This window comes from Amycolatopsis sp. NPDC004772 (genome assembly GCF_053601215.1).
The window spans coordinates 24,016-48,610 of record NZ_JBSGBK010000024.1 but is presented as its reverse complement, the minus strand read 5'-3'; the positions used below and the strand labels follow the sequence as shown (position 1 = coordinate 48,610).

General features: G+C 72.0%; 24 protein-coding genes and 1 tRNA gene. 11 read left to right on the top strand and 14 right to left on the bottom strand.

Going from position 1 to position 24,595, the window contains the following annotated elements; translation table 11 throughout:
- Nucleotides 1-15 precede the first annotated feature (15 nt).
- Genes ACWEF6_RS17055 through ACWEF6_RS17040 form a run of 4 tightly spaced genes read right to left on the bottom strand, consistent with a single transcriptional unit; the run spans nt 16 to nt 5,423 of the window.
- Nucleotides 16-1,131, bottom strand: a complete 1,116-nt coding sequence (locus ACWEF6_RS17055) for an ABC transporter substrate-binding protein (protein ID WP_449683801.1) — start codon at nt 1,129-1,131, stop codon at nt 16-18.
- Nucleotides 1,124-2,878 (bottom strand): ABC transporter permease, encoded by a 1,755-nt coding sequence (locus ACWEF6_RS17050; RefSeq protein ID WP_449683800.1) that lies wholly within the window; start codon nt 2,876-2,878, stop codon nt 1,124-1,126. The genes ACWEF6_RS17055 and ACWEF6_RS17050 overlap by 8 nt, the downstream gene beginning before the upstream one ends.
- Nucleotides 2,875-3,996, bottom strand: a complete 1,122-nt coding sequence (locus ACWEF6_RS17045; RefSeq protein ID WP_449683799.1) for an ABC transporter ATP-binding protein — start codon at nt 3,994-3,996, stop codon at nt 2,875-2,877. Before ACWEF6_RS17045 ends, ACWEF6_RS17050 begins: the two co-directional genes overlap by 4 nt.
- Before the next feature lie 41 nt (nt 3,997-4,037).
- Nucleotides 4,038-5,423 (bottom strand): MmgE/PrpD family protein, encoded by a 1,386-nt coding sequence (locus ACWEF6_RS17040; RefSeq protein WP_449683798.1) that lies wholly within the window; start codon nt 5,421-5,423, stop codon nt 4,038-4,040.
- A 195-nt stretch (nt 5,424-5,618) separates the two neighbouring features.
- Here ACWEF6_RS17040 and ACWEF6_RS17035 point away from each other — a divergent pair, with 195 nt between their 5' ends.
- Complete coding sequence (locus tag ACWEF6_RS17035; RefSeq protein WP_449683797.1) at nt 5,619-6,326, top strand: GntR family transcriptional regulator; 708 nt, start codon at nt 5,619-5,621, stop codon at nt 6,324-6,326.
- Between the two features lie 29 nt (nt 6,327-6,355).
- On the opposite strand, the gene ACWEF6_RS17030 is transcribed toward ACWEF6_RS17035, so the two are convergent.
- On the bottom strand, nt 6,356-6,673 hold the full coding sequence (locus tag ACWEF6_RS17030; RefSeq protein ID WP_449683796.1) for a hypothetical protein: 318 nt from the start codon (nt 6,671-6,673) through the stop codon (nt 6,356-6,358).
- A gap of 516 nt (nt 6,674-7,189) precedes the next feature.
- Here ACWEF6_RS17030 and ACWEF6_RS17025 point away from each other — a divergent pair.
- Nucleotides 7,190-8,512: a recombinase family protein gene (locus ACWEF6_RS17025; protein WP_449683795.1), complete on the top strand. Its 1,323-nt coding sequence runs from the start codon at nt 7,190-7,192 to the stop codon at nt 8,510-8,512.
- Between the two features lie 54 nt (nt 8,513-8,566).
- On the opposite strand, the gene ACWEF6_RS17020 is transcribed toward ACWEF6_RS17025, so the two are convergent.
- Both ACWEF6_RS17020 and ACWEF6_RS17015 read right to left on the bottom strand, forming a co-directional pair.
- Nucleotides 8,567-8,650 (bottom strand) — tRNA-Leu (locus ACWEF6_RS17020).
- 419 nt (nt 8,651-9,069) lie between these two features.
- A complete protein-coding gene (locus ACWEF6_RS17015) occupies nt 9,070-9,402 on the bottom strand; it encodes a hypothetical protein (protein ID WP_449683794.1) in 333 nt (110 codons plus the stop codon).
- Between ACWEF6_RS17015 and ACWEF6_RS17010 the strand changes: the two genes are divergently transcribed.
- A complete protein-coding gene (locus ACWEF6_RS17010; RefSeq protein ID WP_449683793.1) occupies nt 9,389-9,697 on the top strand; it encodes a cellulose binding domain-containing protein in 309 nt (102 codons plus the stop codon). The genes ACWEF6_RS17015 and ACWEF6_RS17010 overlap by 14 nt on opposite strands.
- Here the strand turns inward: ACWEF6_RS17010 and ACWEF6_RS17005 are convergent.
- Nucleotides 9,694-10,584 (bottom strand): LysR family transcriptional regulator, encoded by an 891-nt coding sequence (locus ACWEF6_RS17005; protein WP_449683792.1) that lies wholly within the window; start codon nt 10,582-10,584, stop codon nt 9,694-9,696. The genes ACWEF6_RS17010 and ACWEF6_RS17005 overlap by 4 nt on opposite strands.
- A 90-nt stretch (nt 10,585-10,674) precedes the next feature.
- Here ACWEF6_RS17005 and mdlC point away from each other — a divergent pair, with 90 nt between their 5' ends.
- Genes mdlC through ACWEF6_RS16985 form a run of 4 tightly spaced genes read left to right on the top strand, consistent with a single transcriptional unit; the run spans nt 10,675 to nt 15,088 of the window.
- Entirely contained in the window at nt 10,675-12,243 is a 1,569-nt protein-coding gene (gene mdlC, locus ACWEF6_RS17000) for a benzoylformate decarboxylase (RefSeq protein WP_449683791.1), read from the top strand.
- 2 nt (nt 12,244-12,245) lie between these two features.
- Nucleotides 12,246-13,673 carry a benzaldehyde dehydrogenase gene (locus tag ACWEF6_RS16995; protein ID WP_449683790.1) on the top strand — a complete coding sequence of 476 codons (1,428 nt, stop codon included), beginning with the start codon at nt 12,246-12,248 and terminating at the stop codon, nt 13,671-13,673.
- A gap of 10 nt (nt 13,674-13,683) precedes the next feature.
- Nucleotides 13,684-14,895, top strand: coding sequence for an MFS transporter (locus ACWEF6_RS16990; RefSeq protein ID WP_449683789.1), 1,212 nt, complete (start codon nt 13,684-13,686; stop codon nt 14,893-14,895).
- Between the two features lie 31 nt (nt 14,896-14,926).
- Entirely contained in the window at nt 14,927-15,088 is a 162-nt protein-coding gene (locus tag ACWEF6_RS16985) for a hypothetical protein (protein WP_449683788.1), read from the top strand.
- Here the strand turns inward: ACWEF6_RS16985 and ACWEF6_RS16980 are convergent.
- From ACWEF6_RS16980 to ACWEF6_RS16970, 3 genes are all read right to left on the bottom strand, one after another.
- A complete protein-coding gene (locus tag ACWEF6_RS16980) occupies nt 15,085-15,258 on the bottom strand; it encodes a hypothetical protein (RefSeq protein ID WP_310971569.1) in 174 nt (57 codons plus the stop codon). The genes ACWEF6_RS16985 and ACWEF6_RS16980 overlap by 4 nt on opposite strands.
- A 29-nt stretch (nt 15,259-15,287) precedes the next feature.
- Nucleotides 15,288-15,521 carry a DUF6480 family protein gene (locus tag ACWEF6_RS16975; protein WP_449683787.1) on the bottom strand — a complete coding sequence of 78 codons (234 nt, stop codon included), beginning with the start codon at nt 15,519-15,521 and terminating at the stop codon, nt 15,288-15,290.
- A 135-nt stretch (nt 15,522-15,656) separates the two neighbouring features.
- Entirely contained in the window at nt 15,657-16,265 is a 609-nt protein-coding gene (locus ACWEF6_RS16970) for an HSP18 transcriptional regulator (RefSeq protein ID WP_449683786.1), read from the bottom strand.
- 106 nt (nt 16,266-16,371) lie between these two features.
- On the opposite strand from ACWEF6_RS16970, the gene ACWEF6_RS16965 reads away from it, so the two are divergent.
- Together ACWEF6_RS16965 and ACWEF6_RS16960 are read left to right on the top strand one after the other, a co-directional pair.
- Complete coding sequence (locus ACWEF6_RS16965) at nt 16,372-16,803, top strand: Hsp20/alpha crystallin family protein (protein ID WP_449683785.1); 432 nt, start codon at nt 16,372-16,374, stop codon at nt 16,801-16,803.
- A 60-nt stretch (nt 16,804-16,863) separates the two neighbouring features.
- Complete coding sequence (locus tag ACWEF6_RS16960; protein ID WP_449683784.1) at nt 16,864-17,634, top strand: ANTAR domain-containing protein; 771 nt, start codon at nt 16,864-16,866, stop codon at nt 17,632-17,634.
- 1 nt (nt 17,635) lies between these two features.
- On the opposite strand, the gene ACWEF6_RS16955 is transcribed toward ACWEF6_RS16960, so the two are convergent.
- Nucleotides 17,636-18,082 (bottom strand): nitroreductase family deazaflavin-dependent oxidoreductase, encoded by a 447-nt coding sequence (locus ACWEF6_RS16955; protein WP_449683783.1) that lies wholly within the window; start codon nt 18,080-18,082, stop codon nt 17,636-17,638.
- A 299-nt stretch (nt 18,083-18,381) separates the two neighbouring features.
- Between ACWEF6_RS16955 and ACWEF6_RS16950 the strand changes: the two genes are divergently transcribed.
- Both ACWEF6_RS16950 and ACWEF6_RS16945 read left to right on the top strand, forming a co-directional pair.
- On the top strand, nt 18,382-19,671 hold the full coding sequence (locus tag ACWEF6_RS16950; protein WP_449683782.1) for an amidase family protein: 1,290 nt from the start codon (nt 18,382-18,384) through the stop codon (nt 19,669-19,671).
- Nucleotides 19,655-20,464: a MerR family transcriptional regulator gene (locus tag ACWEF6_RS16945; protein WP_449683781.1), complete on the top strand. Its 810-nt coding sequence runs from the start codon at nt 19,655-19,657 to the stop codon at nt 20,462-20,464. The genes ACWEF6_RS16950 and ACWEF6_RS16945 overlap by 17 nt, the downstream gene beginning before the upstream one ends.
- On the opposite strand, the gene ACWEF6_RS16940 is transcribed toward ACWEF6_RS16945, so the two are convergent.
- The gene (locus ACWEF6_RS16940) at nt 20,457-21,662 is read right to left on the bottom strand and encodes a hypothetical protein (RefSeq protein ID WP_449683780.1); all 1,206 of its coding nucleotides are present in this window, start codon (nt 21,660-21,662) and stop codon (nt 20,457-20,459) included. The genes ACWEF6_RS16945 and ACWEF6_RS16940 overlap by 8 nt on opposite strands.
- Complete coding sequence (locus ACWEF6_RS16935; protein WP_449683779.1) at nt 21,659-24,595, bottom strand: DEAD/DEAH box helicase; 2,937 nt, start codon at nt 24,593-24,595, stop codon at nt 21,659-21,661. Before ACWEF6_RS16935 ends, ACWEF6_RS16940 begins: the two co-directional genes overlap by 4 nt.

Genomic DNA, 24,595 nt, shown 5'->3' with positions numbered 1-24,595 from the left:
GCTTTCTGGTGGGCCTCAGCCGATGAAGCCGAAGGTGTCCTTCCACAGCTTTTCGTCGCTGCGGGCGTACTGCGCGAACCCGGCCTCGGTGAGCAGGTGGAACTTCGGGGAGTTCGCCGGGGGCAGCTGGTAGTCGCCGGTCTTGACCGGGCCGATGTCGGTGCGGACCGGCACGAACCCCTGGGCACCGACGAACCGCTGTCCCGAGCGCGACAGCGACCAGTTGGCGAACACCTCGGCGGCGGGGTTTGCGGTGCCCTTCTTCGTCAGGCCGAAGGGGCCCTGCGAGGCCGACACGCCGTCGTCCGGCACCAGCAGCTTGATCGGGGCGCCGGCGACCTCGGCGGCGAAGGCGTTGTTGAAGCTCACCGGCCCGATCGAGATCTCGCCGCGGGCGAGCGCGTCGACGTGGGTGGACGTCGAGTTGAAGATCCGCGGCTTCTGCTGCGCCTCGCGCTGGAGGAACTCCCGCCCGAAGGTCTCCAGCTGGAACCGGGTCAGCGCGTTGAGCGTGCCGCCGGTCGTGATGGCGACCATGCCGAGCTCGCCGTGGAACCGGGGGTCCAGCAGGTCGGTCCACTTCGTCGGCGGGTCGGTGACGAGGGCGGAGTTGTAGCCGACGGCGTTGACGAAGTAGTAGCCGGTGAAGAAGGCGCCGCTGGTCAACGCGCCCTGCTTCTCGAGAAGGTCGTGGAACGGCGTCCGGTAGGGCGCGTAGACGCCCGCCTGCTCGAACTTCCGCGCCACCCGCGGGTCGGTGAGCCGGATCGCGTCCGCGGTCAGCTTGCCCGCGCCGTTCTCGGACAGCGCGCGCTCGGCAAGCTTGTTGTTCGGCAGCCGGGTCAGCTCGACCTTGATCCCCGTCTCCGCGGTGAACCGGGCGACGGTGAGGTCTTCGGCTTCCTTGCCCGCGGCCGAGTAGAAGACAACCTTGCTCTTCTTGGCCGCGGCGTAGAGCTGCCGGTCGGCGACCAGTTCGCCGTCGATCCGCAGGCCGTCGGTGGTGTCGACCTGAGCGGGCGGCAGCAGCCGGGCGGCCTGGTCCGTTTTGGACGGTGGACGGCCGCAGCCGGACAGGATCAGCGTGACGGCGGCGGCCACTGCCACCAGCTTCTTCGTGGAGTCAGGCACCGGGTGCTCCGTTCCGCGCGCCGATGCGCCGGGGCAGGTAGGTGAGCAGGAACATGATCAGGCAGTAGACGAGCGCGGTCGCTGCCGCTTCGCGGAGCGCGCCGCCGTTCTCGAACTGGTCGTAGATGGCGATGGACAGGATTTCCGTGTCGCTGGTGTAGAGGAACAGCGGCACCGTCAGCTCGCGCATGCTCAGCATGAGCAGCAGCAGGAAGGTGGAGAAGATCGACACCCGCATCAGCGGCACGGTGACGAAGGTGATGGCCCGCGTCCGGCGGGCGCCGAGCAGCACCGCGCTGTCCTCGAGGTCGCGGTCGGTCGCCTGGATGGCCGAGGCGATCCCGCGGAACCCCTGCGGCATCTGCACGGCGACGAAGCCGATGACCATCACCCAGAGCGTGCCGTAGACCGGGACCGGCATGACCAGCCACGTCCAGAGCAGCCCGATGCCGAGCACGACGGCCGGGATGGCCAGCGGCACCATGGCCACCGCCTCGATGGCGGCCCGCGCGTACGAGCTGGTCCGGTACACCGCGTAGGCCGCGGCGAAGGCCAGCACCGTGCCACCCCCGGCGGCCAGCACCGCGACGGAGACGCTGTTGAAGGCGGCGCCGGTGAACGCGTCCGAGGTGATCGCGCTGACGAACGAACTGATGTCCAGCGCGCCGGGTTCGGCGAGGCTGCCGAAGGAGCGCATGTACGGCGACACCCGCACGGCGGTGAGGAACAACCCGGCCAGCGGCAGCACGATCGACAGCACGAAGTACAGGATCGCCGCGAGCAGCACCGGCGTCCGCCAGCGACCGAGGGACAACGTCCGCGGCTTCACGCCCTTGCCGGACACCGTGGTGAACGACCGCTTGCCGAGGAACCGCCGCTGCGCCAGCGTGACCACGACGACGACGGCCACCAGGACCACCGCCAGCACGGATGCCTCGTTGCCGCGCGAGGGCGTGGTGTTCATCAGCTTGTAGATGAACGTCGGCAGCGTGTCGACCCCGCCGGGGGTGGCCAGCACCTGCGCCACCGGGAAGTTCTCGAAGACCAGGATGAAGATCAGCAGGCCGGAGCCGAGGATCGCGGGCAGCGACAGCGGCAGCGTCACCGAGCGGACGGTCCGCAGCGGCGAACCGCCGTGCACCCCGGCGGCGTCCTCCAGGTCCGGGTTCATCAACGCCATCGAGCTGTGGATCATCAGGAAGGCGTACGGCGCGTAGTACATCGCCATCACCGTGACGACCCCGCCGATCGAGTACATGTCGACCGGGCCGGTCAGCCCGAGGTCGCGGAACCCGACGTTGATCAGGCCCGCACCCGGGCTGCCGAGGATCGACCAGGCCAGCGCCCCGACGTAGGAGGGCAGGAACAGCGGCATCAGGCCGATCAGGAACACGAAGGCCTTGGCCCGGACGTTGGTGCGCGCCGCGACGAACGCCAGCGAGCCACCGATGAGCAGTGCAAGCGCGGTAGCCAGGACGGCGATGAGCACGGAGTTCACGGCCGCGCCGAGCACGCCTTCCTCGACCAGCACGCCGAAGTTGCCGAGGGTGAGCGACAGCCGGATGCTGCCCGGGCGCGGTACGTCGTCGCTGAATGCCGCCAGCAGGATGAACCCGGCCGGAACCAGGATGAGGAACGCCAGCACCAGCAGCAGAGGCAGGCCCAGGAGCCGGGCCCGCCGCCCGGGCCGTCCCCGCCGGCGCGTGGCCGGAGCCGCCGGAGGCTCGCGCAGCAGCGTCGCGCTCATGCCGCGATCACCGCGGCGGCCGGGCGTTCCGCCGCCGTGCGGGGCAGGACCAGGACGTCTTGGGCCGCGACCCGGGCGGTCACCTGCGCGCCGGGTGCGAGCCCGCCGGTCGGCGGCGGCGGGCAGACGGCTTCGAGCCGCAGGCCCGACCCGGTGGTGAGCTTGCACCGGATCGACGTCCCCTGGAAGACGGCGACGTCCACCGTGCATGCGAAGGTGTTCGTCCCCGGAGCCGGGTCGGCGGCGACACCGGTCACGATCTCGACGTCACCGGGCCGGATGCACACGCTCGACGGCCCGTCCGGCAGCATCCCGTCGGTGGCGAGCACGACGTCGGTGCCCTCGAGCTTGACGCACTGCGGCCCGGCCGCGGATTCGACGGGGAAGATGTTGCTCACGCCGAGGAACTCCGCGATCGACGCGCTCGCCGGTTCGCGGTAGATCTCCTCGGGCGTGCCGAGCTGGGTGATCCGCCCGTCCTGCATGATCGCGATCCGGTCGGCCAGCGCGAGCGCCTCCTGCTGGTCGTGGGTGACGTAGAGGCTGGTCAGCCCGCCTTCCTGCTGGATGCGGCGCAACTCGACGCGCAGCTCGTCGCGCAACCGGGCGTCCAGGTTGGACAGTGGCTCGTCCAGCAGCAGCACGCTCGGCCGCATCGCCATCGACCGGGCGAGCGCGACCCGCTGCATCTGGCCACCCGAGAGCTTGCTCGCGCCGCGGTCGGCCAGGTGCGCCAGGCCGACGACGTCGAGCACCTCCATCGCGCGCCGCCGCCGCTCCCCCGCCGCGACGCCCTGCATCCGCAGGGGGAAGGCGACGTTCTCGAGGACGGTCTTGTGCGGCCAGACCGCGTAGGACTGGAAGACCATCCCGACGTTGCGCTTGAACGGCGGGACGACCTTGCCGCGCGCGGCGTCGAAGACGGTGCGCTCGCCGATGGTGATAGTGCCACCGGTGGGTGACTCCAGCCCGGCGATGCACCGCATGGTGCTGGTCTTGCCGCAGCCGGACTGGCCGAGCAGGACCACCGACCGGCCGTCTTCGATGGTCAGGTCGAGCTTCTTGATGGCGCGGTGGTCGCCGTAGGCGAGTTCGAGTTCGTGAACACCAACCCTCATTGGATGGCTCCTCGCTGTGGTGGTCGGGAAAAGGGGCTTGCTCAGCCCGCGGTGACGAGCCCGGACCGGACGCCGGCGTCGGCGGCGTCGAGGAAGCCGAGGTCGTCGAACCGCCAGGCCGACGCGATCAGGTCGGCGGTGCCGGCGGCCCCGAGCACGGGTTCGCACAGGCCGCGCACCTTGTCTTCGAGCGCGACGTCGGACAGCGGGTTGGCCGGTTCGCCGTACGGGTGCTGGACGCGGTGCCGCAGGACCGTCCCGTCGGTCAGGGTGATCGTGACGTCCGCCGGGCGGCCGTTGCGGGGGTAGGCAGCATCCGCTTCGGCGTCGAGTTCGACCACGATCGCGTCCATCAGCTTGCCGACGGCCGGGTCGGACCGGCTTTCCTCGCCGAAGTCGGTGAGGGTGACCGCCCCGCGCCGCAGGGCGACCGCCACCGTGTACGGCAGGCTGAGCTGCGCCTCGAGGACGGTGTCGAGCTTCGTGCCGGCGTGGTTGACGGCGATGCCGAACGTCCCGATCCGCACACTCGTGATGGCGTCGGGGTCGAATGCGGGTGCGCGCCGCAGTTCCAGCGCGGCGTCGATGGCTCCGTGCAGGTGGCGGCAGCACGGGTAGGGCTTGACGTAGGTGTTCAGCAGCACCCAGTCCACGCCGAGCCCGGCCGAGACCCGCTCGGGCACCCAGTCGCCGCCGGCGAAGGCGGCGAAGTAGCCGTCGCGGCCTTCCAGCACGGTTCCCGGGCCGGTGAGCCCGGCCGCGGCGAGATCGGCCGACACGATGCCGTCGCGCGCGGCCTTGCCCGGGTGGAACCGCTTGACCTCGGCCGAGCCGTTGAGGAACTCGAACAGGCCGCCCGCGTGCGAACCGGCGATGCCGAGCGCGTTCGCGACCTCGTCGACGGGCTGGTCCTTGAGCACGCACACGGCGGCCGCGGCGCCGAAGACCCCGCCGACCGGCGTGTTGTGGAAACCGCGCTGCCGGGTCGCGGGGTGCCCGGCGGCCGCGATCCGGCACGCCAGCTCCATGCCCACGGCCGCGGCCCGCAGCACGCGCTCGGGTGCGGCGCCGCTCTGCTGCGCCACCGCGAAAACCGCGGGCAGGACCACCGACGTCGGGTGCATGCTGCCCGGCGTGTAGCCCTCGTCCGCCTCGATCCCGTGGCCGTTGGTCCCGTTCAGGACGGCCGCGCCGAGGACCGACGACCGGCCGTGCCCGATGGCCGTCGCCTCGCTGCCCGGGTAGGTCCGCGCGACGTGCGTGCCGACGGCGCGGGACACCGGGCCGACCGAGCTCGCCACCACTCCGGCCAGGTGGTCCAGCACCATCCGGCGGACGTGGTGGTCCAGCGCCTCGGGCAACGGCAGGCGGCCCTGCTCGGCGATCCACTCGGCCACCCGCCGGGTGAGTCCGTTCCGTGCGTCCATGCACCCTCCTGAGCTCGATCTTCAGCGCCGCGATGCGCTGCGTGCTGACCGTTCGCCGGAGACTACATACTCTATAGAGTGTTGTCTAGCGGTTCTGAGTGCGTCTTCTACCTGCGTAAACACTTTCCTATAGACTGTTGAGTGTCCGACCGACTAGTCTTCGGCGCTTGATGCGCACGACAGCAGGGGGATCCCATGACCGAGGGCGCGACGGCACCACCCCAGAGCCGGACGGCCTACGTGGCCGACCGGATCCGCCAGGACGTCGCTTCCGGTGAGCTGCGCCCGGGCGAGCTCATCAAGCAGACGGTGCTCGCCAAACGCTACGGCGTGAGCCCGACCCCCGTCCGGGAAGCCCTGCGGTTGCTCGAAGCGGACGGCGTGGTCACCTATTCCCCGCACCGCGGCGCCTCGGTGCGGGAGATGACGCCGGACAGCGCCCAGGACCTCTACCGGCTGCGCGCCGCCACCGAAGCGGTCGCCGCCGCGATGGCCGTGGAACGCATGACCCCGGCCGGCCTCGCCGCCGTCCAGGAGAAGTACGACCGGCTCGACGAAGCCGTCGGCTCCGGCACGGCCTCCGCCGCGGAACTCTCGGTACTCAACAAGGAGTTCCACTTCGCGCTGTACCAGCAGTCCTCTCCCCTGGTCCTGCAGTACGTCGAGGCACTGTGGGTGCGCTTCATCCCCTCCGCCACCATCTGGACCGAAGACCACGCCCACGCCCTGCAGCGCGATCACCGGCAGATCCTCGACGCCGTCATCCGCGGCGACGCGGCCAGGGCCGCGGAACTCACCAGCGACCACATCCTGCACGCCGCGGCGATCCGCGAACGGGAGCCGGACCTGCGCGCGGCCGGCGGCGACGAGCGCGAGGACTTTCCCGCGATCGCCCCGAACTGACACCCTTACAAGGGAAGGGGTTCGGCACGTCAGGACCTGCTGCCGGGCCGGGTCAAGCGAGCCGAGCGGCCGAAGCAACGCTTACGGCCGCGGCGGCCGACGTAAACGTGCAGACGTTGCTGTACGACGAGCGTCGCGGCCTCCTGCCGGACCGTCTCACCGGGCTTCAATTCGGCGACGGCGAGCGGGTTGCCGCAGCTGAGACCGGTCGCGGTCGCCTCGACCGGAACCTCTGCGCCGGCGGAGCGGACGAAGCCGGTCAGCGTCTCCTTCACCGACCAGCAGGCCGTTCCCTTTTCCGGCCACGGCTCGGCGGGCGGCGGTGGCGTAGCGGTCGTGGACGGCATCGCGGCCAGGGTTCGTCAGGCCCCCTCATCGACTGTCGCGGCGAATGACCGGACCCCGCACCCATCACGACGTCCGCGGCACTCGGGAAGCAGGAGACGCACACTTCGCTGACCCGGTAGAACCAGGCGTCCCCGCCGCTCGACCAACGATCCCCCCACCGCCATCGGGCGGCCGGTCTCGGCAAGCAGATCCAGGACCTGCACCCGCGTCGGGTCGGCGAGCGTCCGGAACCACTCGGCGTAGATTTTGGCGGCGACGCGGTCCAGTACAGCACCCCCTCATCACTCACCGGCGATAGAGCTACCGCAAGGAAGCTGCAGGCTGCACCCTGAGTGTCTCTGAATAGGACGTTATACACCGCGCACTCTGCGAGCGGGCCGTTGCGTTGATCAAGCGAATGCTCCCGAGCTCACCGTCATACGTCCTCCGACGACGCATCCTGTCATCGTGATCTCGCATCGACCACTCGCAGAACCGGCGCCGCCTACAACCGGGACCGTGGACCTGCTAGCGCAATGGGTGGCCACCGACAAGCCCACCCGCACTTCTCCCCCTCCGACCACCGCGGCGGACTTCGGTTCGCCTTCTACGGCCGCACCTCGACCACCCGCCATCAAGACCGCGTGTCATCGCAGGGCTGGCAACGGAACATGGCCAACGACCTCATCGCGAGCCACGGCCGGATCGTTGCCGCGTACTTCGACGCCGGCACCTCCCACCGCGTCCCATGGACACAACGACCGCACACTGCACGGCTCATGGCCGAGATTGGCGCGCCAGACAAGACTATCGATGCAATCGTGGTCGGTGAGTACGAGCGCGCGTTCACCGGCTCGCAGTTCACCACCCTGTATACATGGTGCACCCGCCACGGCATCCAGTTGTGGCTGCCCGAAACCGGCGGCCCCGTCGATCTCACCAACCGCGATCACCGGGCGCTGATGGCGCTTCTCGCGACCCAGTCGCAGCGCGAAGTGCTCCGCGCCCGCCACCGGGTGCTGGCGGCGATGCACAACCAGGCCACCCGACAAGGCCGCTACCTCGGAGGACGGCCACCCTACGGCTACCAGCTCGTCGACGCTGGCCCCCACCCCAACCCCGCCGACGCCCGCTGGGGCCGACGCCTCCAGCGCCTCGCACCCGACCCACGAACCGCACCCCACGTCGCCTGGATGTTCCGCCAGCGTCTCGCCGGGCACAGCATCGCCAGCATCGCCCGACACCTCAACGAACGCGATATCCCCTGCCCGTCCAGCGCCGATCCAGACCGCAACCGGCATCGAACCCGCAGTGCCTGGACCCTACGCACCGTCGCCGTCATCCTGGCGAACCCGCGCTACACCGGCCGCCAGACCTGGAACCGCCGCGCCACCGGCACCGAAGGCCCATCCTCAACGCCCGCGCTGTCGGCGAAGGCTGCCCATCCGGCGCTGATCACGGAGCAGGACTTCGTCGCCGCGCAGCAAGTCCGTGCGGCGCGCCCCGCTGGCGACGGTCAGGCTCGCCGATTCGCCCTCGCCGGGCTCATCCACTGCGGCGTTTGCAACCGGCGGCTGGACTCCCACTGGAACCACGGGCGACCGACGTACCGCTGCCGCCATGGCCACACCAGCAGCCAACGCGCGGGCCAACCGCGGCCGAAGACGCTCTACATTCGCGAAGATCACCTCGTGGACGAGATCCACGTCCGGCTCGGCGTTCAAGACGGTGACGGCCACGCCACGCTGGAGTCAGTTCGGACACGGAGCAGCCGCGTCGCGACAGCGCTACGAGGCTCGGGACAGTTCGTCGTCTACGACGACGCCGGATGGCAACTGGAGAAGATTGATTCAAGCTAGGCTACGATCGCCCGAGCTTCAAGATCGCGTTCCGCGATCCGTGGGGTAATACTGTGTCCGAGGGGGGACTTGAACCCCCACGCCCGTTAAGGGCACTAGCACCTCAAGCTAGCGCGTCTGCCATTCCGCCACTCGGACCTGCTGAAGAAAGAGTATACGGCCACTCCGCCCCCTCGTTCAGGGGGGTGTCGATCCACCTCTCACCCTCGTCTGGCATGATCGGCGGTTTTCGACGGGCTGCATCGATCCAGTCGCCCTGGAGCTGCGCAGGTGGGTGGGTCGCGAGCGGCGAACACATGGTTTACAAGACCGCTTCGGCTTCCTAGGATTCGCCGGGCAAGACAGCGCGTTCGAGCGCCCTCGCCGAGTGGAGGTTGCGGTATGGCGCGCGCCGGCCGGTCTGATGATGAGTTTTCCGTTGACGAGCTTCTTCGGGAGACTGGGGCCATGCCTCGGTCCCTCGGGGCCTACGTCCCCATCACGCGGGTTCGGGAAGCCGATACCGGGGATGGGTACCGCGAACGGCTCGAGGAACGGGCTCGGGAGGCCGCCGCCGGTCAGCAGCGTGCGGGGCGGCGGATTCGGTGGGTCTCCGCCGTCTGCGGGGGCGTTGTCGTCCTCGGGAGCCTGGTCATCATCGCCGTCACCTCGGAGAGCTCTCCCGGGCGGCAGGCCGCCATGGCTCCCGATCCGCTCGCTCCCGCCACCACTCCGCGCACCACCGCCACCGCCGAGGCGGCAAGACCCTCGCCGGTGCCCACCGTGATCCGGCAGACCTCCGCGTCTCCGACCACCACGGCGCCGAAGACCACCGCCTCCAGCCCGTCCCAGGCTGCCCCTCCTCCCCCGCCGCCCGCTCCGGTTGCCTCGTGCTCCGTGCGGTACGACATCACCGACCAGTGGCCCAACGGCTTCACCGCCAACGTCTACGTCACCAACACCGGCAACCAGACGCTCGCCCCGTGGACCTCCACCTGGAACTTCACCGCCGGGCAGCAGGTCACGCACAGCTGGAACGGCGACTACTCGCAGAGCGGCTCGCGGGTCACCATGAAAGCGGTTTCCTACAACCTGACGCTGACCCCGGGCGCGACCGTCAACATCGGCTTCAACGGCTCTTTCGGCCGCGACAACCCCAAGGCCGTCGGCTTCACGCTCAACGGCGCCCGCTGCCAGACGACCTAGGCGAGCACCTCGCGCATGAACTCCACCAGCCAATGCTGGGCCGGGCTGCGGGCGTGCGTGTGCCGCGTGTACACCGACACCTGGGCCGGCTCGACCTCCAGCGGCAGCTCGAACAGGCGGACGCGGTGCTCGGCCGCGAACACCTCCGCCACCAGCCGGGGGACCATCGCCACCAGCTCGCCGTCCTGGACCAGGTACGGCAGGGCCGCGAACCGGGTCACCTCGAGCACCACGCGGTCCAGCAGGCCGGATGCCTCGAGCGCGCGGCGCGGGCCGTTGTGGCCCGTCGGGCCGAACACCGTCACGTGGCGCTCCGCCGCGAGCTGGTCGAACGAGACTTCCGACGCAAGCCGCGGGTGGTCGAGTGCCACCATGCCCAGGTAGCCCTCGGAAAACAGCGGGATCCGGGCGACGCGCTGGGAGCTGATCAGCGGGGACGCGATGAACGCGTCGATCTCGCCGCGGCCGAGCTGGTCGGCCGCGCGGTCGACGTCCAACGGCCGGACCGTCAGCGTCACGCCGGGCGCGCGAGACGGCAGCGCCGCCATCAGGCGCGGCAGCAGCGAGATCTCCCCCAGGTCCGACAGGCACAGCGTGAACGCCGCCCGGGCCGTCGACGGCGAGAACGACTTCGCGCCGCTGACCGCCGTCTCGATCTCCGACAGCGCGCTGTGCAACGGCTCGTAGAGCGCGCGGGCGGTCGTCGTGGGCACCAGGCCGCCGCCGGTGCGGCGGAACAGCTCGTCGGAGAACCGGCGCCGCAGCTTCTGCAGGCTGTAGCTGATCGTCGGCTGCGTGACGTGCAGCGACTCGGCCGTCGCCGTCACGCTGCGGGTCTCGTACAGCAGCACGAACGTGCGCACCAGGTTCAGGTCGAAGTCCGGCATATCGATCCCATCGATGAAGCAACGAGCCAACATCTATTGGAACACGGCCGCGGCGCTCCATAGGGTCGGTCCGACTTCAAGGAGGCACCGATGCCCACCGCCCGCCGGCTCGCCCACGAGTTCCTGGACCGCCGAGGCCTGACGACCATCTTCGGCAACCCCGGGTCCAACGAGCTGCCGTTCCTCGCCGAGCTGCCGGAGCACTTCCGGTACGTCCTCGGCCTGCACGAAGGCGCCGTCGTCGGGATGGCCGACGGCTACGCCCAGGCGACCGGCCGCCCGGTGCTGGTCAACCTGCACGCCGCCGCCGGCTCCGGCAACGCGATGGGCGCGCTCACCAACGCCGTCTACTCCCGTTCTCCCCTGGTGCTCACCGCCGGCCAGCAGGTCCGGACGGCGATCGGGCTGGAGGCGATGCTCGCCAACGTCGAGGCGACGCAGCTGATGCGGCCGCTGGTCGCCTGGTCGGGTGAGCCGAGCTGCGCCGCCGACGTCCCGCGTTCGCTCGCCCAGGCGGTGTTCGAGGCCGAGCTGCACCGGCGGCCGAGCTACCTCTCGGTGCCCTACGACGACTGGGCCGTCGAACTGACCGAGACCGCGACGCTCGACCGGCAGGTCCACAAAGGTCTGGCACCGAGCGAAGCCCAGCTGGACGACCTCGTCGGGAGCGTTGCCGGGGCGAAGAACCCGGCGCTGGTGCTGGGCGGTGACATCGACGCCACCGGGCTCTTCGACCGGGCCGTCGCGCTGGCCGAGCACCTCGGGCTGCCGACCTGGGTGGCGCCGTCGCCGCACCGGCTGCCGTTCCCCCACCGGCACCGGCTCTTCCGCGGCGTGCTGCCCGCCGGCATCGCGCCGGTGTCGGCCGCGCTGACCGGGCACGACCTCGTGCTGGTGCTCGGCGCGCCGGTGTTCCGCTACCACCAGCACGTTCCCGGCGCGTACCTGCCCGAGGGCACCCGGCTGATCCAGGTCACCGACGACTTCGGCGCCGCGGCCCGCGCGCCGATGGGCGAGGCGCTGGTCGCCGACCCCGCGCCGGTGATCGAAGCGTTGCTGGCGAAGATTCCCGCCAGGGAGGCCCAACTCGGCTACGTCGGGAACCCGGAGCCGAAGACCGGCGGGAAGGCGCTGCACCCGGAGCAGGTGTTCGCCGCCCTGCGCGCCACCCAGGCCGACGACACGCGCTACGTCGTCGAGTCGACGTCGACGAACTCGGCCTGGTGGCGGCAGATGGACCTGCGCCGCGAAGGGTCCTACTTCTTCCCCGCCGCCGGTGGGCTCGGCTTCGGTCTGCCCGCCGCGGTCGGCGTCGCGATGGGCAGCCCGGACCGCCCGGTCGTCGGCGTCATCGGCGACGGCTCGGCCAACTACGGCATCACGGCGTTGTGGTCGGCCGCGCACTACCGCGTGCCGGTCACCTTCGTGATCCTGCGCAACGGCGTCTACGGCGCCCTGCGGTGGTTCGGCGAGCTGCTCGGGACGCCGGACGTGCCCGGCACGGAAATCCCCGGGCTCGACTTCACGGCCATCGCGGCCGGTTACGGCGTCGAAGCCGCCATCGCCCGCGACGAAGACGACTTGCGTGCCCAGCTCAAGACGACCCCGGACGGCCCGCGGCTGATCCAGGTCGACACCGAACCGACCACACCGGAGTGATCATGACTCTGCTCGATGAGTACTTCGTCCGCGGCACCGGCGGCACCCGGCCGGTCGTCGAACCCGCCACCGGGGCGATCCTGGGCCGGGTGGGCGTCGCGACGCCGGCGGACGCCGCGGAGGCCGCCACGGCGGCCGCGAAGGCCCAGCGCGACTGGGCCCGGCGCAAGCCCGCCGAACGCGCCGCGGTGCTGCGCCGCGCCGGCGAGCTGTGGGAGACGCACGCCGCCGAGGTGCAGGACTGGATCGTCCGCGAAGCCGGTTCGACGCGGCCCAAGGCCGGGATCGAGACCGAGATGGCGGCCGGGATCTGCTTCGAGGCCGCCGCTCTGCCGACGCACCCGCTCGGCGAGGTGCTCAGCACCGGCGAACCCCGCTGGTCGCTGGCCCGCCGCGTCCCGGCCGGCGTGGTTTCGGTGATTTCGCCGTTCAACTTCCCGCTGATCCTGGCCATCCGCTCGGTGGCGCCCGCGCTCGCGCTCGGCAACGCCGTGCTGCTCAAGCCCGACCTGCGCACGGCGGTGTGCGGCGGGGTGAGCATCGTGCGCGTCTTCGAGGAAGCCGGGCTGCCCGAGGGCCTGCTGCACCTGCTGCCCGGGGACGCCGGCGTCGGCGCCGCGGTGGTCGACGCGCCGGAGGTGTCGGTGGTGTCGTTCACCGGCTCGACCGCGGCCGGGCGGAAGGTCGGCGAAGCCGCCGCGCGCTCGCTCAAGCGCGTGCACCTCGAACTCGGCGGCAACAACGCGCTCGTCGTGCTGCCGGGCGCCGACGTCGCCAAGGCCGCCTCCGCCGGCGCGTTCGGCTCGTTCCTGCACCAGGGCCAGATCTGCATGACCACCGGCCGGCACCTCGTGCACGAGTCCCAGGTGGACGAATACGTCGAAGCCCTCGCCGAGAAGGCGCGCCGGCTGCCGGTCGGGAACCCGGCCGAGGGCGACGTCGCGCTCGGCCCGATCATCGACGACCGCCAGCTCGCGCACGTCACCGACGTCGTCGACCGCAGCGTCGCGGCGGGCGCGCGGGTGCTCGCGGGCGGAAAGCCCGACGCGCCGTTCTACCCGCCGACCGTCCTCTTCGGACTCGACGACGCGAGCCCGGCCTGGCGCGAGGAGATCTTCGGCCCGGTCGCGCCGGTGCGCGCCTACCGCGACCTCGACGAGGCCGCCCGGCTGGTCAACGACTCGGAGTACGGCCTGTCGGTCGGCATCCTCGGCGACGTCGGCACGGCGATGCAGCTGGCCGAGGAGGTCCGCTCCGGCAAGGTGCACATCAACGAGCAGACCGTCGGCGACGAGCCGACCGCGCCCTTCGGCGGCGTCGGCGACTCCGGCAACGGCTCCCGCTTCGGCGGGGCGAAAGCCAACATCGAAGCCTTCACCGAGACCCAGTGGCTGACCGTCCGTGCGGACATCGCGCCCTACCCGTTCTGAGGAGACGACCATGACGACGTCCCGTGGCCCGTGGACGGCGGTCCTCTGCTGGCTGACCGTCCTGCTCGAGGGGTACGACCTGGTCGCGCTCGGCGCCACCATCCCGACCCTGCTCAAAAGCGGCTACCTCGGCTTCACCGCGGCCGGCGCGACGGTGGTCGCGACGGTGTCGCTGATCGGCGTGGCCGTCGGCGCCGCCGGCCTCGGCCCGCTCACCGACCGGTTCGGCCGCCGCGTGCTGCTCATCGGCTCGGTGCTGTTGTTCTCGCTGTTCACCCTGCTGACGCCGCTCGCGCCGAACGTCGCGACGTTCGGGATCTTCCGGTTCGTCGCCGGGCTCGGGCTCGGCGCGTGCATGCCGGTGGCGCTGACCGTGATGTCGGAGAACCTGCCGGCCCGGCGGCGCGCCAGCGCGAGCACGTTCACCATGACCGGCTACCACGTCGGCGCGGTGCTGACGTCGGTGCTCGCGCTGTCCGCGAAGGAGGACTGGCACCTGCTGTTCTACGGCGGCGGGATCGTCGGCCTGCTCGCCGTGCCGCTGATGTGGTGGAAGCTGCCGGAGTCCGCGGCCTACCTCGCGGCGCGCGAGACGGCCGAGCGCGTGGGGCTGCGCGACCTGCTCGGCGGCCGGTTCCGGCGGATCAGCATCGCCGTGTGGACCGGTTCGTTCATGGGCCTGCTGCTGGTCTACGGGCTCAACACCTGGCTGCCGCAGCTGATGCGCACGGCGGGCTACCCGATTTCGACGTCGATCACGCTGCTGCTGGTGCTCAACATCGGCGCGGTGCTCGGGCTGGTGCTGGCCGGCACGATCGCCGACCGGTTCGGGATCCGCCCGATCGCCCGGATCTGGTTCGGCGCCGGAGCGGTGCTCCTGGCGGCGCTGAGCCTGCGGATCGGCAATGCGTTCGTGCTCAACGCGGTCGTGCTGCTGACCGGCGTGTTCGTGTTCTCCGCGCAGGTGCTGATCTACGGCTACGTCGCGCAGGCGTTCCCGGCGCACGTCCGGGGTACCGCGCTGGGGCTGACGTCGGCGGTCGGCCGGCTGGGCTCGATCCTCGGGCCGTTCGTCACCGGGGCGCTGGTCACGGCCGGGATCGCGTATCCGTGGGGCTTCTACTTCTTCGCCGTCGTGGCCGTTCTGGGGCTGGGCGCGATGGTGCTGCTGCGCGGGGGAACGCCGGCCGAGGAACGGTTGACGCCGATCTCCGCCGGGTAACCGCCGAGGATCGGCCACCCGAGGAGGAACGATGTCGCAGCCCCACGACGAAACCGGCGAAGTGGACTCGAGCGGGAATCCGGTCGAGGAGCCACCTCGCCGCGCAGAGCCCGACGGGCCGCTGGAAGACGAAGACGCGAAGGCGCGGCCGGGACATCCGGCCACGCAGGAGAACTTCCGCGGCGGCGACTAGACCGTGTCCTCCGGACGGCGGCGCCCCAGCGTCGCCTCCGGGTGCTCGGTGCGGCGGTCGGAGTCGCGCAGGACCTCGCGGGCCTGGCCCTCGGGGTCCGCGCTCTCGACGGCCTGTTCTTCGGGCAGCAGTTCGGCGCGGGTTTCGGTGCGGTCGGGCGTGTCGTCCATGGTCGACGGGTACCCGGTCCGGACCGGTCTCAGACACTCAGCCAGCCGACGGCGAGCGCGATGACCAGGCCGGCGACCATCAGCACGAGCACGCCGGTGAGGACCAGCCACAGCACCGGCATCGCTTTGGACGGCATCGGCTGCGGGTGTGACAGGCCGGACGTCTGCGCGGAGTCGGGCGGGGTGCTGCCCGGGGGCACGCCGCCCCCGGGTTCCAGGTCCGGGGTCCGGCGGGGGTCCGGATCCGGCGGTTGGGCGGTCATGGGGTACGTCCTTCCGTCGCTTCCGCGGCGGGTGCCCGGCCGGGGGCCGGGCAAACCCCGGCTCCCTCCCGCGGGCGGCGGTTGCCGGCCGTGTTTCGGCGCAACCCGGCCGGGCCGCCCCCGACAACCCCCGCCTCACTCCCGCGAACGCCGGCTACCAGCCGCATCCCGGCGCAGCTGGTCCGTCTGAGCCGAGATCTCGCCGAGCTGCTCGGCCAGGCCGGCGTGCGCGCCCCTCAGGTGTGGCTGGGCTGCGGCCAGCGGGGGGAGCAGCGTCGCCGGGTCGTCGTCGCCGAGGGCTGCTCCGAGGCGGTCCGCGCTCTCCTGGGCTGCCGGGCCGAGGCCGTCCAAAGCGCTGACGCGGCCGGCCAGCTGGCGCAGGATCGCCGAATTGCGGCGGGCCCAGTCCGCGACCGCCCGGTCGCCCGCGCGGCGGTCGCGTTCCGCGTCCACCCGGGCCTCGCCCGTCTTCTCCCCCGTGTGCGACGGCTGCAGCCTCAAGTACCGCCGTTCCGCGGCCTGGCGGCTCGCGACACCCAAAGCCGGCGCGAGGGCCACCCAGCTGGCGCCCGCCGCCCGGGCCGCGGTGATCAGCTCCGGTTCCCAGCTCGCCAGGTGCTCCCGCAGCAGCCGGAGGCCGGACAACGCGGCCAGGACCTCGTCCTGGTCACCCACGCCCGCGCGGGCGGCCGCGACCACCTCCTCGATCCGGCGCAGGGCGCCGGTGGGATCGGTTCCGTCCATCACGTCATCCTTTCGACGACCCACATCTTGTCATCGTTTTGACGACATGCTAGAACAGAGCCGCGTGTTGACACCAGAGTTGTCAGATTCCAGGAGGTGGGTCCCGATGTTGATGCGCACCGACCCGTTCCGCGACCTCGACCGGTTCGCCCAGCAGGTCTTCGGCGCCGGCACCTGGTCGAAACCGGCCGCGATGCCGATGGACGCCTACCGCGCCGGCGACGAGTTCGTGGTGTGCTTCGACCTCCCCGGCGTCGATCCCGGCGCTGTCGAGCTGGACGTCGAACGGAATGTCCTCACCGTCAAGGCCGAACGACGGCCCCTGCCCAGCGGTGACGACGTCCGGATGCACGTCTCCGAACGGCGGCTCGGCGTGTTCTCCCGCCAGCTGTTCCTCGGCGACACCCTGGACACCGAGCACATCACCGCGAACTACGACGCCGGGGTGCTGACCGTCCGCATCCCCATCGTCGAGAAGGCGAAGCCGCGGCGCATCGAGATCGACGCCGCCGGCGACCGCACGCGGCTCGAAGCCTGACGTTCGATCGAGGCGGGGGCCTTGGCGCCCCCGCCTCCACCGCGCCGAGGAGGGCGTGCGGTGACCGGAATTCCGACGACCCACAGCGTGACACCCCTGCTCGAGGAACTGCTCGCCCGGATCGCGGCCGACGTGCCGGGCGCCCTCGGCGCGGCGGTGTCCGTGCACCACCGCGGCGGCCCCCTGCACGTGGCGGCCGCGCACGGCCTCTCCGCGGCGTTCGTCCCGGCGCAGCTGAACGGGTTCGACGGCCCCGTCCCGGCCGCCGGCCGCACCGGCGAGCCGGTGGTGACCGCGGACGTCTACGCCGACGACCGCTGGCCGTCCCTGACGCTGAGCGGACTGCTGGAACACCACCCCGCGCTCGCGGCGGACTGGCCACGAGTGCGCGGGGTCGCGGCCCTGCCCTCGGTGTGGGAGACCGAAGGGACACTGGTCCTGTCGGTCGCCCTCGATCGCCCCGCCACCGACGAGACCGTGAACGTGCTCCGGCGCCACGAGCGGCTCGCCGCGATGGCGCTGGTCGTCGCCGAAGCGACCCAGCCGGACCGGACCGAGCAGATGCTGGACCTCCTGCAGTCGCGAGCAGCGCTGGAGGAAGCCAAGGGCATCGTCATCGCCCTCCGCCGCTGCGACCCCGACGAAGCCTGGAACACGCTGCGACGGGCGAGCCAGGAGTTCAACGTCAAGGCGCGCGAACTCGCCGTCGCGCTGGTGGAACTGCTCGGCGGCGCCCCGGCTCCCCAGCCCGCCGGCGAGCGCACGATCCACCCCGGCCCGGCCGCGCGACGCGCCGCGCGACAGGTGCTGAGCGCTCTCGAAAGCCGCTGATTCAGGGCCGTTCGACGCGGAAGACCGCGATGCGCTCCGCGGCCGCCGCGACCGCGTCCGGCGTCGGCGCGGCCGCCAGGCCGGTCGTCACGAACCGCTTCCCCACGCTCGACGGGCTCGTTTCGACGAGCCGGCGCAGGACCGGCCGCCGCTCTTCGACCGGCAGTTCGGCCAGCCGCGCGATCGACGAACGGCGGCCGCGGGTGAGCGTCACCTCGCCCGCGGCCCGCACGTTCGCCACCCAGGCCGCCTTCGGATACGCCTGGACGATGTAGTGCTGCCCGCCGATGGGGTTGACCGCGATCGGGAACGTGCGCGGGACGCCGGTGCGGCGGCCCGGCACGGTGAGCAGCTGCATCGGGCCGAAGGCGACGCCGAGCCGCTGCAGCCCGACCACGATCTTGTTGCCGGCGTTGACCATCCGGCGGTAGCTCTGCGCTGTTGTCATGCCTCGACGGTACACCAACTCATACGGAACTCGTATGATCCGAAATTCGTATTTACTTTCGCTCGGGACCGGGCTCCGGCTCCGGCGGCAGCGGATCCGGCACGGGCACACTGCCGGGTTCCGGAAGCGGCCGGTCCGGCGGCGGGTCCGTCTCCGGGACGACGGGGTCGGGCGGTATCGGCGGTGCGGTCATCGGTTTTCCCTCCGCCACGCGCCGCCCGCGGTCCGGGCGGCCATCACCTGGTGGGCTACCCGCTGCGGTTGACTCTGACACCGTGTCAGGCGCTATCCCGGACGCCATGACACCTTTCCGCACCGCGACCGGGGTGGCCGCCGGGATCCGCCGCGGCGAGCTCTCGGCGCGTGACCTGACCGAACAGCTCCTCGCGCGCATCGACGCCTCCACCGTCAACGCCGTGATCGCGACCTGCCGCGCCTCCGCGCTCGAAGCCGCGGAGCAAGCCGATCGGGCGATGGCGCGCGGTGACGACGTCGGGCCGCTGCACGGTGTCCCGATGACGATCAAGGACGCCTTCGCCGTGCAAGGCCTGCCCACCACGTGGGGCGAGCCGGCGTTCGAAGACTGCGTCGCGGACGAAGACGCGGCGGTCGTCGAACGGCTGCGGGCCGCGGGCGCGATCGTCGCCGGCAAGTCGAACGTCCACCACCTGCTCGCGGACTTCGGCCGGACCGAGAACCCGCTCCACGGGCGGACGCTCAACCCGAGGGACCCCAGCCGGACGCCGGGCGGGTCGAGCGGCGGTGCCGCGGCCGCGCTCGCCGACGGCCTGACCTACCTCGAATACGGCTCCGACCTGGCCGGGTCGATCCGGATCCCGGCCGCCTACTGCGGTGTCCACGGCCTCAAGCCCACCCCGGGCACGGTGCCGCTGCGCGGCTTCCAGCCACCGGGACCGCCCGCGCCGCTCGTCCGGGAATTCCCCTCGGTGGTCGGCCCTCTGGCCCGGTCGGCGGCCGATCTGCGGCTGGCGCTGCACGTCACCGGCGGTCCGTTGCGGCCGGCCCGCCGATCCCGGCTCGACGACTTCCGCGTCGGTGTCGTGCTCGACGATCCGGCCTGCCCGGTGACCGGCGAGGTCGGCGCGGCGCTGTCGGACGCCGTCGACGCGCTGGCCCGCGCCGGGGTGCGGGTCCGCGAGGGCTGGCCGGCGGACGTCGACCCGAGCGCCCAGGCCGAGGCGTTCGGCTTCCAGGTGGAACTGTTCTTCGCGAGCCAGGAAGGACGTGCGCCGGCCGGCACCGCCGAGCAGGAGCAGCGGCGGTTCGCGGCCGGGGCGGCCTGGGACCGGTACTTCGCCGGCATCGACGTCTTCCTCTGCCCGACGGTGTTCACCACCGCGCCCGCCCACGACGACCGGCACCGCTACGACGACCAGGTGTTCTGGATCGCCCAGGCGTCGCTGCCCGGGCTGCCGGCGGTCACGGCCCCGGTGGGGCCGGCCGGGCTGCAGGTCGTCGGGCCCGCGCACGAGGACGACACCGCGATCACGTTCGCGGAACTCGCCGAGGACGTCGTCGGCGGGTTCGTCCCGCCTGGGGCAGGATCGGGCCGTGTTCTCGATCGGTGACTTCGCCCGCCACGGCCGGGTTTCGGTCCGGATGCTGCGCCACTACGACGCACTCGGGCTGCTGCGCCCGGCCCGCGTCGACCCGGCGACCGGCTACCGTAGCTACACGGCGGCCCAGCTGGCGCGGCTCAACCGGATCGTCGCGCTGAAGGACCTCGGCTTCACCCTGGAGCAGGTGGCGACGCTGCTGGCGGACGAGGTCACGGTCGAGCAGGTCCGCGGCATGCTGACGCTGCGGCGCGCGGAGCTGGAAGCCGCGCTGGCCGAGGGAGCGGCCCGGCTGGCGCGGGTCGAAGCCCGGCTGCGGACGATCGAGGCGGAAGGCCGCCTGCTCGCCGACGACGTCGTCGTCAAGGAGCTGCCCGGAATGCGGGTGGTGGAGCTGACCGGGATCGCGGCGGGCTTCGCCCCGGAGGCGATCGGGCCGGTGGTGCACCCGCTGTGCGCGGAGCTCGGCCGGCGGCTCCCGCAGGCGGACGTCACGCCGGCGGGGCGGCTGACCTGCTACTACGAGCAGCGCGCGGAGGACGAGGTCGTGGTGCACGCCGCGATCCCGGCGGCGGTCGGCGGCGGTGACCTCGACGGCCTGACGGTGGCGGACCTGCCGGCCACCCGCGCGGCGACGCTCGTCCACCGCGGCCCGATCGACGACGTCCTGCCCGCGTGGCAGGCGGTGGTGCGGTGGATCGACGACCACGGCCGCCGGTCGGCCGGGCCGCAGCGGGAGGTCTACCTCGATTGCCCGGAGGACCCGGCAGGCTGGGTGACGGAACTGCAGGAGCCGATCAGCTGAGCGCGGCGAGCCGGTCCGCGAGCCTCCTGCTGCCCGCCCGCACGGCCAGGTCCCGGATCTCGCCCAACCCGAGGTCACCGAGGCTGAACTGGCGGACGATCCGGGTCACCCGGCTCTTCACCTGCTCCACGTCCCCGCGGACGGCCCGGCCGAGGTAGGCGTCGAGCCGTTCCAGGAAGGCGCGTTCCCGGGCGCCTCGGTCGGCGCACCACAGGTGCACCAGGTCGGTGCCCAAGACGGCGAACGAGCCCATCTTGGCCAGGGGTACGGGTCCGTCCGGCTGGAAGCTCTTCGCGGGCAGGGTCACCCGCCACCCGCCCTGCGCCGTGCGGGTCGGGGGATGATCGGCGATCCCCTTGCCGGTGAGCCAGGCCTTGATCCTGGCCTCCGTCTGCTCGGCGCTCACCGCACGGGCGTCCGACTCGAGGACCCCCAGGATTTCGGGAGTCGATTCGCAGAGCGCGCCGAGCTCCGGGTCGGCGACGTCGCTCGCCTGGGTGTAGACCAGCTGCCGGGTCCGGCCGGCCGAGCCGGTCGCGCGCACGACGAACATCGGCAGGTACACGCACTCTTCGCCGAGGCTCTCCGGGTGCTCGATCCGGGTCGGCAGGTTGTAGTGGTCGCGATCCGCGCGTCCGGCCAGCTCCGCGAGGGCCTCCCGGCGGAAGCCGTGGCTGGTGTGGAGCATCCGGTAGGTGCGCGCGCCCTCCTTGGCCGTAGCCGCCGGGATTTCGTCGACGGCCAGGAAGGTGACCACCCCGGCGTCGTAGTACGGGCGGCTCAGCGGGACCGACCGGAACCCGTCGAAGTACAGCTTCCGGCGGTCCTCGCGCCGGGCGACGTAACACACCTGGTCCCGGTGGGACTGCCGCCCGAGGTCGGTCAGTTCGACGCGCCCGCCGACCCACCGGAGGTGGCCGATCCGGCCGAGGACCCGCAGCGCCCGGTCGACCAGCGCGTGGTCCAGCGCGAAGAACCCGGCCAGTTCCGCCACGGTGCCCAGGCCGGCCTCGGCGATCCCGCGCTCGAGGTACCGGTCGATCAGCTCGTACGGCCGGCCGTCGGTGGTCGTCGCCCGCACTTCGACCTGCCAGACCGGCAGCAGGATCGCGAAGATCCGGGTCGGGGTCAGGCCCTGGCCGAAGGCCGCGTCTTCGAGAGCGCGTTCCTCCGGGTATCGCAGCAGCCGGCCGGTCATGACGCGTCCCGCAGGTCGTCCAGCAGGCGCGCGATGTCCTGGTACGACCGGACGTCCCCGGCCGCGGCGGCGTGCTCGCCCAGCGAGCGGGCCAGCTCGCGGAAGTCGCCGTCACGCGCCAGCCGGAGCATGGCGAGGTCGCCGATCAGCACCAGCTGCTGCTTGGCGCGGGTGAACGCGACGTTCGCCCGGCGCAGCTCGCGCAGGAACCCGACGTTCTTCGACCGGTTGCTGCGGGTGAACCCGTAGAGGATCACGTCCCGTTCGCCGCCCTGGAACGAGTCCACGGTCCCCACGTTGGTGTCGATCGTGTCCTGCTCCGGGATCTGCGCGCGGAGCAGCTCCTTGACGAGTTTCACTTGCGCCGCATAGGGAACGATGAGCGCCCACTCCTCGTGCCGCCGGTGGTAGAAGGCCGCGAGCTCGCCGAGCAGGCGGGCCTCCGCGAGGTTGACCGTGCCGCCCGGCAGCCGCGGATCCCAGTCACGGGCCGGGGTTTCGGCGCGCTGGGCCACCGAAAGGCCCGAGGTGTCCACGAACGCCAGCGGGCTGGCGAACAGCGGGTCGTCGTGGTCGCGCTCCACCATCGTCTTGAGCGTGTTGCGGTAGAACGTCTCCGAGATGAAGTCGGCGATGACCTTCGGCATCCGGCGCTGCTGACGCAGCTGGACGACGTGGCTCTCCGGCAGGTGCCCGACGAGCACCTCCAAAGCGCTCTTCGTGACGAGGTCGCGGACGGCGGGGTCACCGCTGCGGTCCGCCCAGGCTTCGACCTCGTCGTCGACGAACGGCGGCAACTGACGGTCGTCGCCCACCAGCACCGTCCGCTCGGCCCGCACGAGCGGCACCAGCAGGTTGTTGACGCTGATCTGGCCGGCTTCGTCGACGATGGCGAGGTCGAACTCCACCTCGGCGATCTCCGAACGCGACGCCGCGCCGATGCACGTCGCACCGATCACGTCGGCGTAGCGGATCAGCTCCGGGTAGAGCTGCTCGACCGCACCGGAGGCCTCCTCGTGCCATTCGTCGAGCAGCTTCGCCCGGGCTTCCAGCAACGCCAGCCGCGGACCGAGCCACTGGTGGAACCGGATGAGCCCGGCCATGGCCGCTTCGGCGTCGCCGTCGTCGTGGAGCACCGGCAAGGCGTCCGCCGGCCCCACGGCGGCCCGGACGGCGTGCGCGGCCGCCATCGCCTCCGCTCGGCGTTCGTCGGTCCGGCGACCGGCTTCTCCGAGGGCCTGCCGGGCGAGCTGGACCTCGGGGACGTCCCTGGTGGCCAGGTCGAGCGCGTGCCCGGCCGCGTCCACGGCACTGCGCAGCCGGTCGGCGGCCTGCCGGAGCCCGGCGAGTTCGGTGTTCCCGGCGGCCAGCAGACGTGCTCGCCGCTGAGCCAGGGCCCTGGCGAGAAAGCCGGGCCACGGCGGCCGGGCGCGCGCCTGCTGATCGCGCTGCGCGAGACGGTTCACCTTGTCCTGCCGCTTGGCGGCCTTCGCCTGCCGGCGGGTGAGCGAGGCGACCGCGGCCGCGAACTGCTCCTGGGCCGGTCCGCCGAAGTGGCGTCGCACCTGTCCCAGGTGGTCCGCGGCGGCGCGGAGCGCACCGAGCGTCTTGCCGAGTTCCCCGATCCGGCGGCCGAGCTCCTGGGCCCAGCGTCCGGCGTTCGGCAGGCCCGCGTACTTCGGGCGGGCCGCCGCGGTGGTGGCCAGCACCTCGGCCCGCAGCTCGGCGGCCAGCCGTTCCAGCAGGAACGGGCGGCCGGACGCATCGACCTTGCCCTCGTTGCCGACCCGGACGACCACGACGTCCGCGGGCAGCTTGGCCAGGACGTTGTCCACCGCCCGGTTCGTGTGGGAGGCCACGAGCACGGGTCCTCGCTCGGGAGCCAGCGCGCACGCCCGCGCGATCTGGCTGATCGTCCGCGTCTTGCCCGTGCCCGGTGGCCCGAGGACCACCAGCAGGTCGGGCACGCCGAGCGCGTTCCGGAACGCGGCGAGCTGGTCTTCGTCGAGTTCTTCGCCCGGCTGCGCCGGAACCGGCCGGTACGGCTGCACCCGGTGGTCGACGAGCACCGGGAGCAGGGACCGGTTGCGGGTCCGCCCGGTCCGCAGGAGGGCGACCGCCTCGCGCTGCTTGGCGTAGACGACGTCGCTGGAGCTGAGTTCCAGTTCTCCCTGCTGCGCCAGTCGTTCCCAGCTGATCGGCTGGTCGAAGCGGACCGTCACCCGGTCGCCGGCGGTCCGGGTGACCTGGCCGCGCTGTTCCGGTTCGCCGCGCACCTGCACGAACCTGTCGCGGTCCGGAACCCGGCCGCCGACGACCCGGAAGACGTAGACCGACGAACCGGTGTACCGCCGCTCCCCCACCGTTTCCACGGCCCGGTACGGGTAGGCCGGCGCCGAACGGGTCCGGTTCGCGGCCAGCTGCTGGTCGGTGTCGATCACCTCGTCCAGCCGGTCGAGGAACCGCGTGTGCTCGGGCACCTCCCGGACCGGCCGCTCCCGGTTCAGGTGCAGCCCGGCCCAGGCCTGTTCGATCCGCGGCCAGTGCGCGGACGACCCGGGCGGGATCTCGCGGCGTTCGAAGACGGTGTGCCACGCCGTGCGCAGGAGCAGGCAGCCCCGAGCCAGCCGATCGTGGTCCTGCAGCCGGATCGGGGTGATCCCCGCGATCGTGTAGGCGTCGCCGTACTGGGTGACGAAGAGCCGCACCAGGTAGGTGTGGGTGTGCAGCAGCAGGCTCGGGTCGCCATCCGGGCGCTGCGGCGGGCTCAGCGTGGCCGGCACGCCCTCGGACCGGGCGGCCAGATCCGCCGCGACCCGGCCGATCCCCGCGGGCAGGTCGGGGTGGTCCCGGCGCTGCCGCTCCAGCCGCCCGTCCAGCGACTTCGCCGGGACGAGCACGACCCAGCGGGGAAGATCGACAATCTCCAGCAA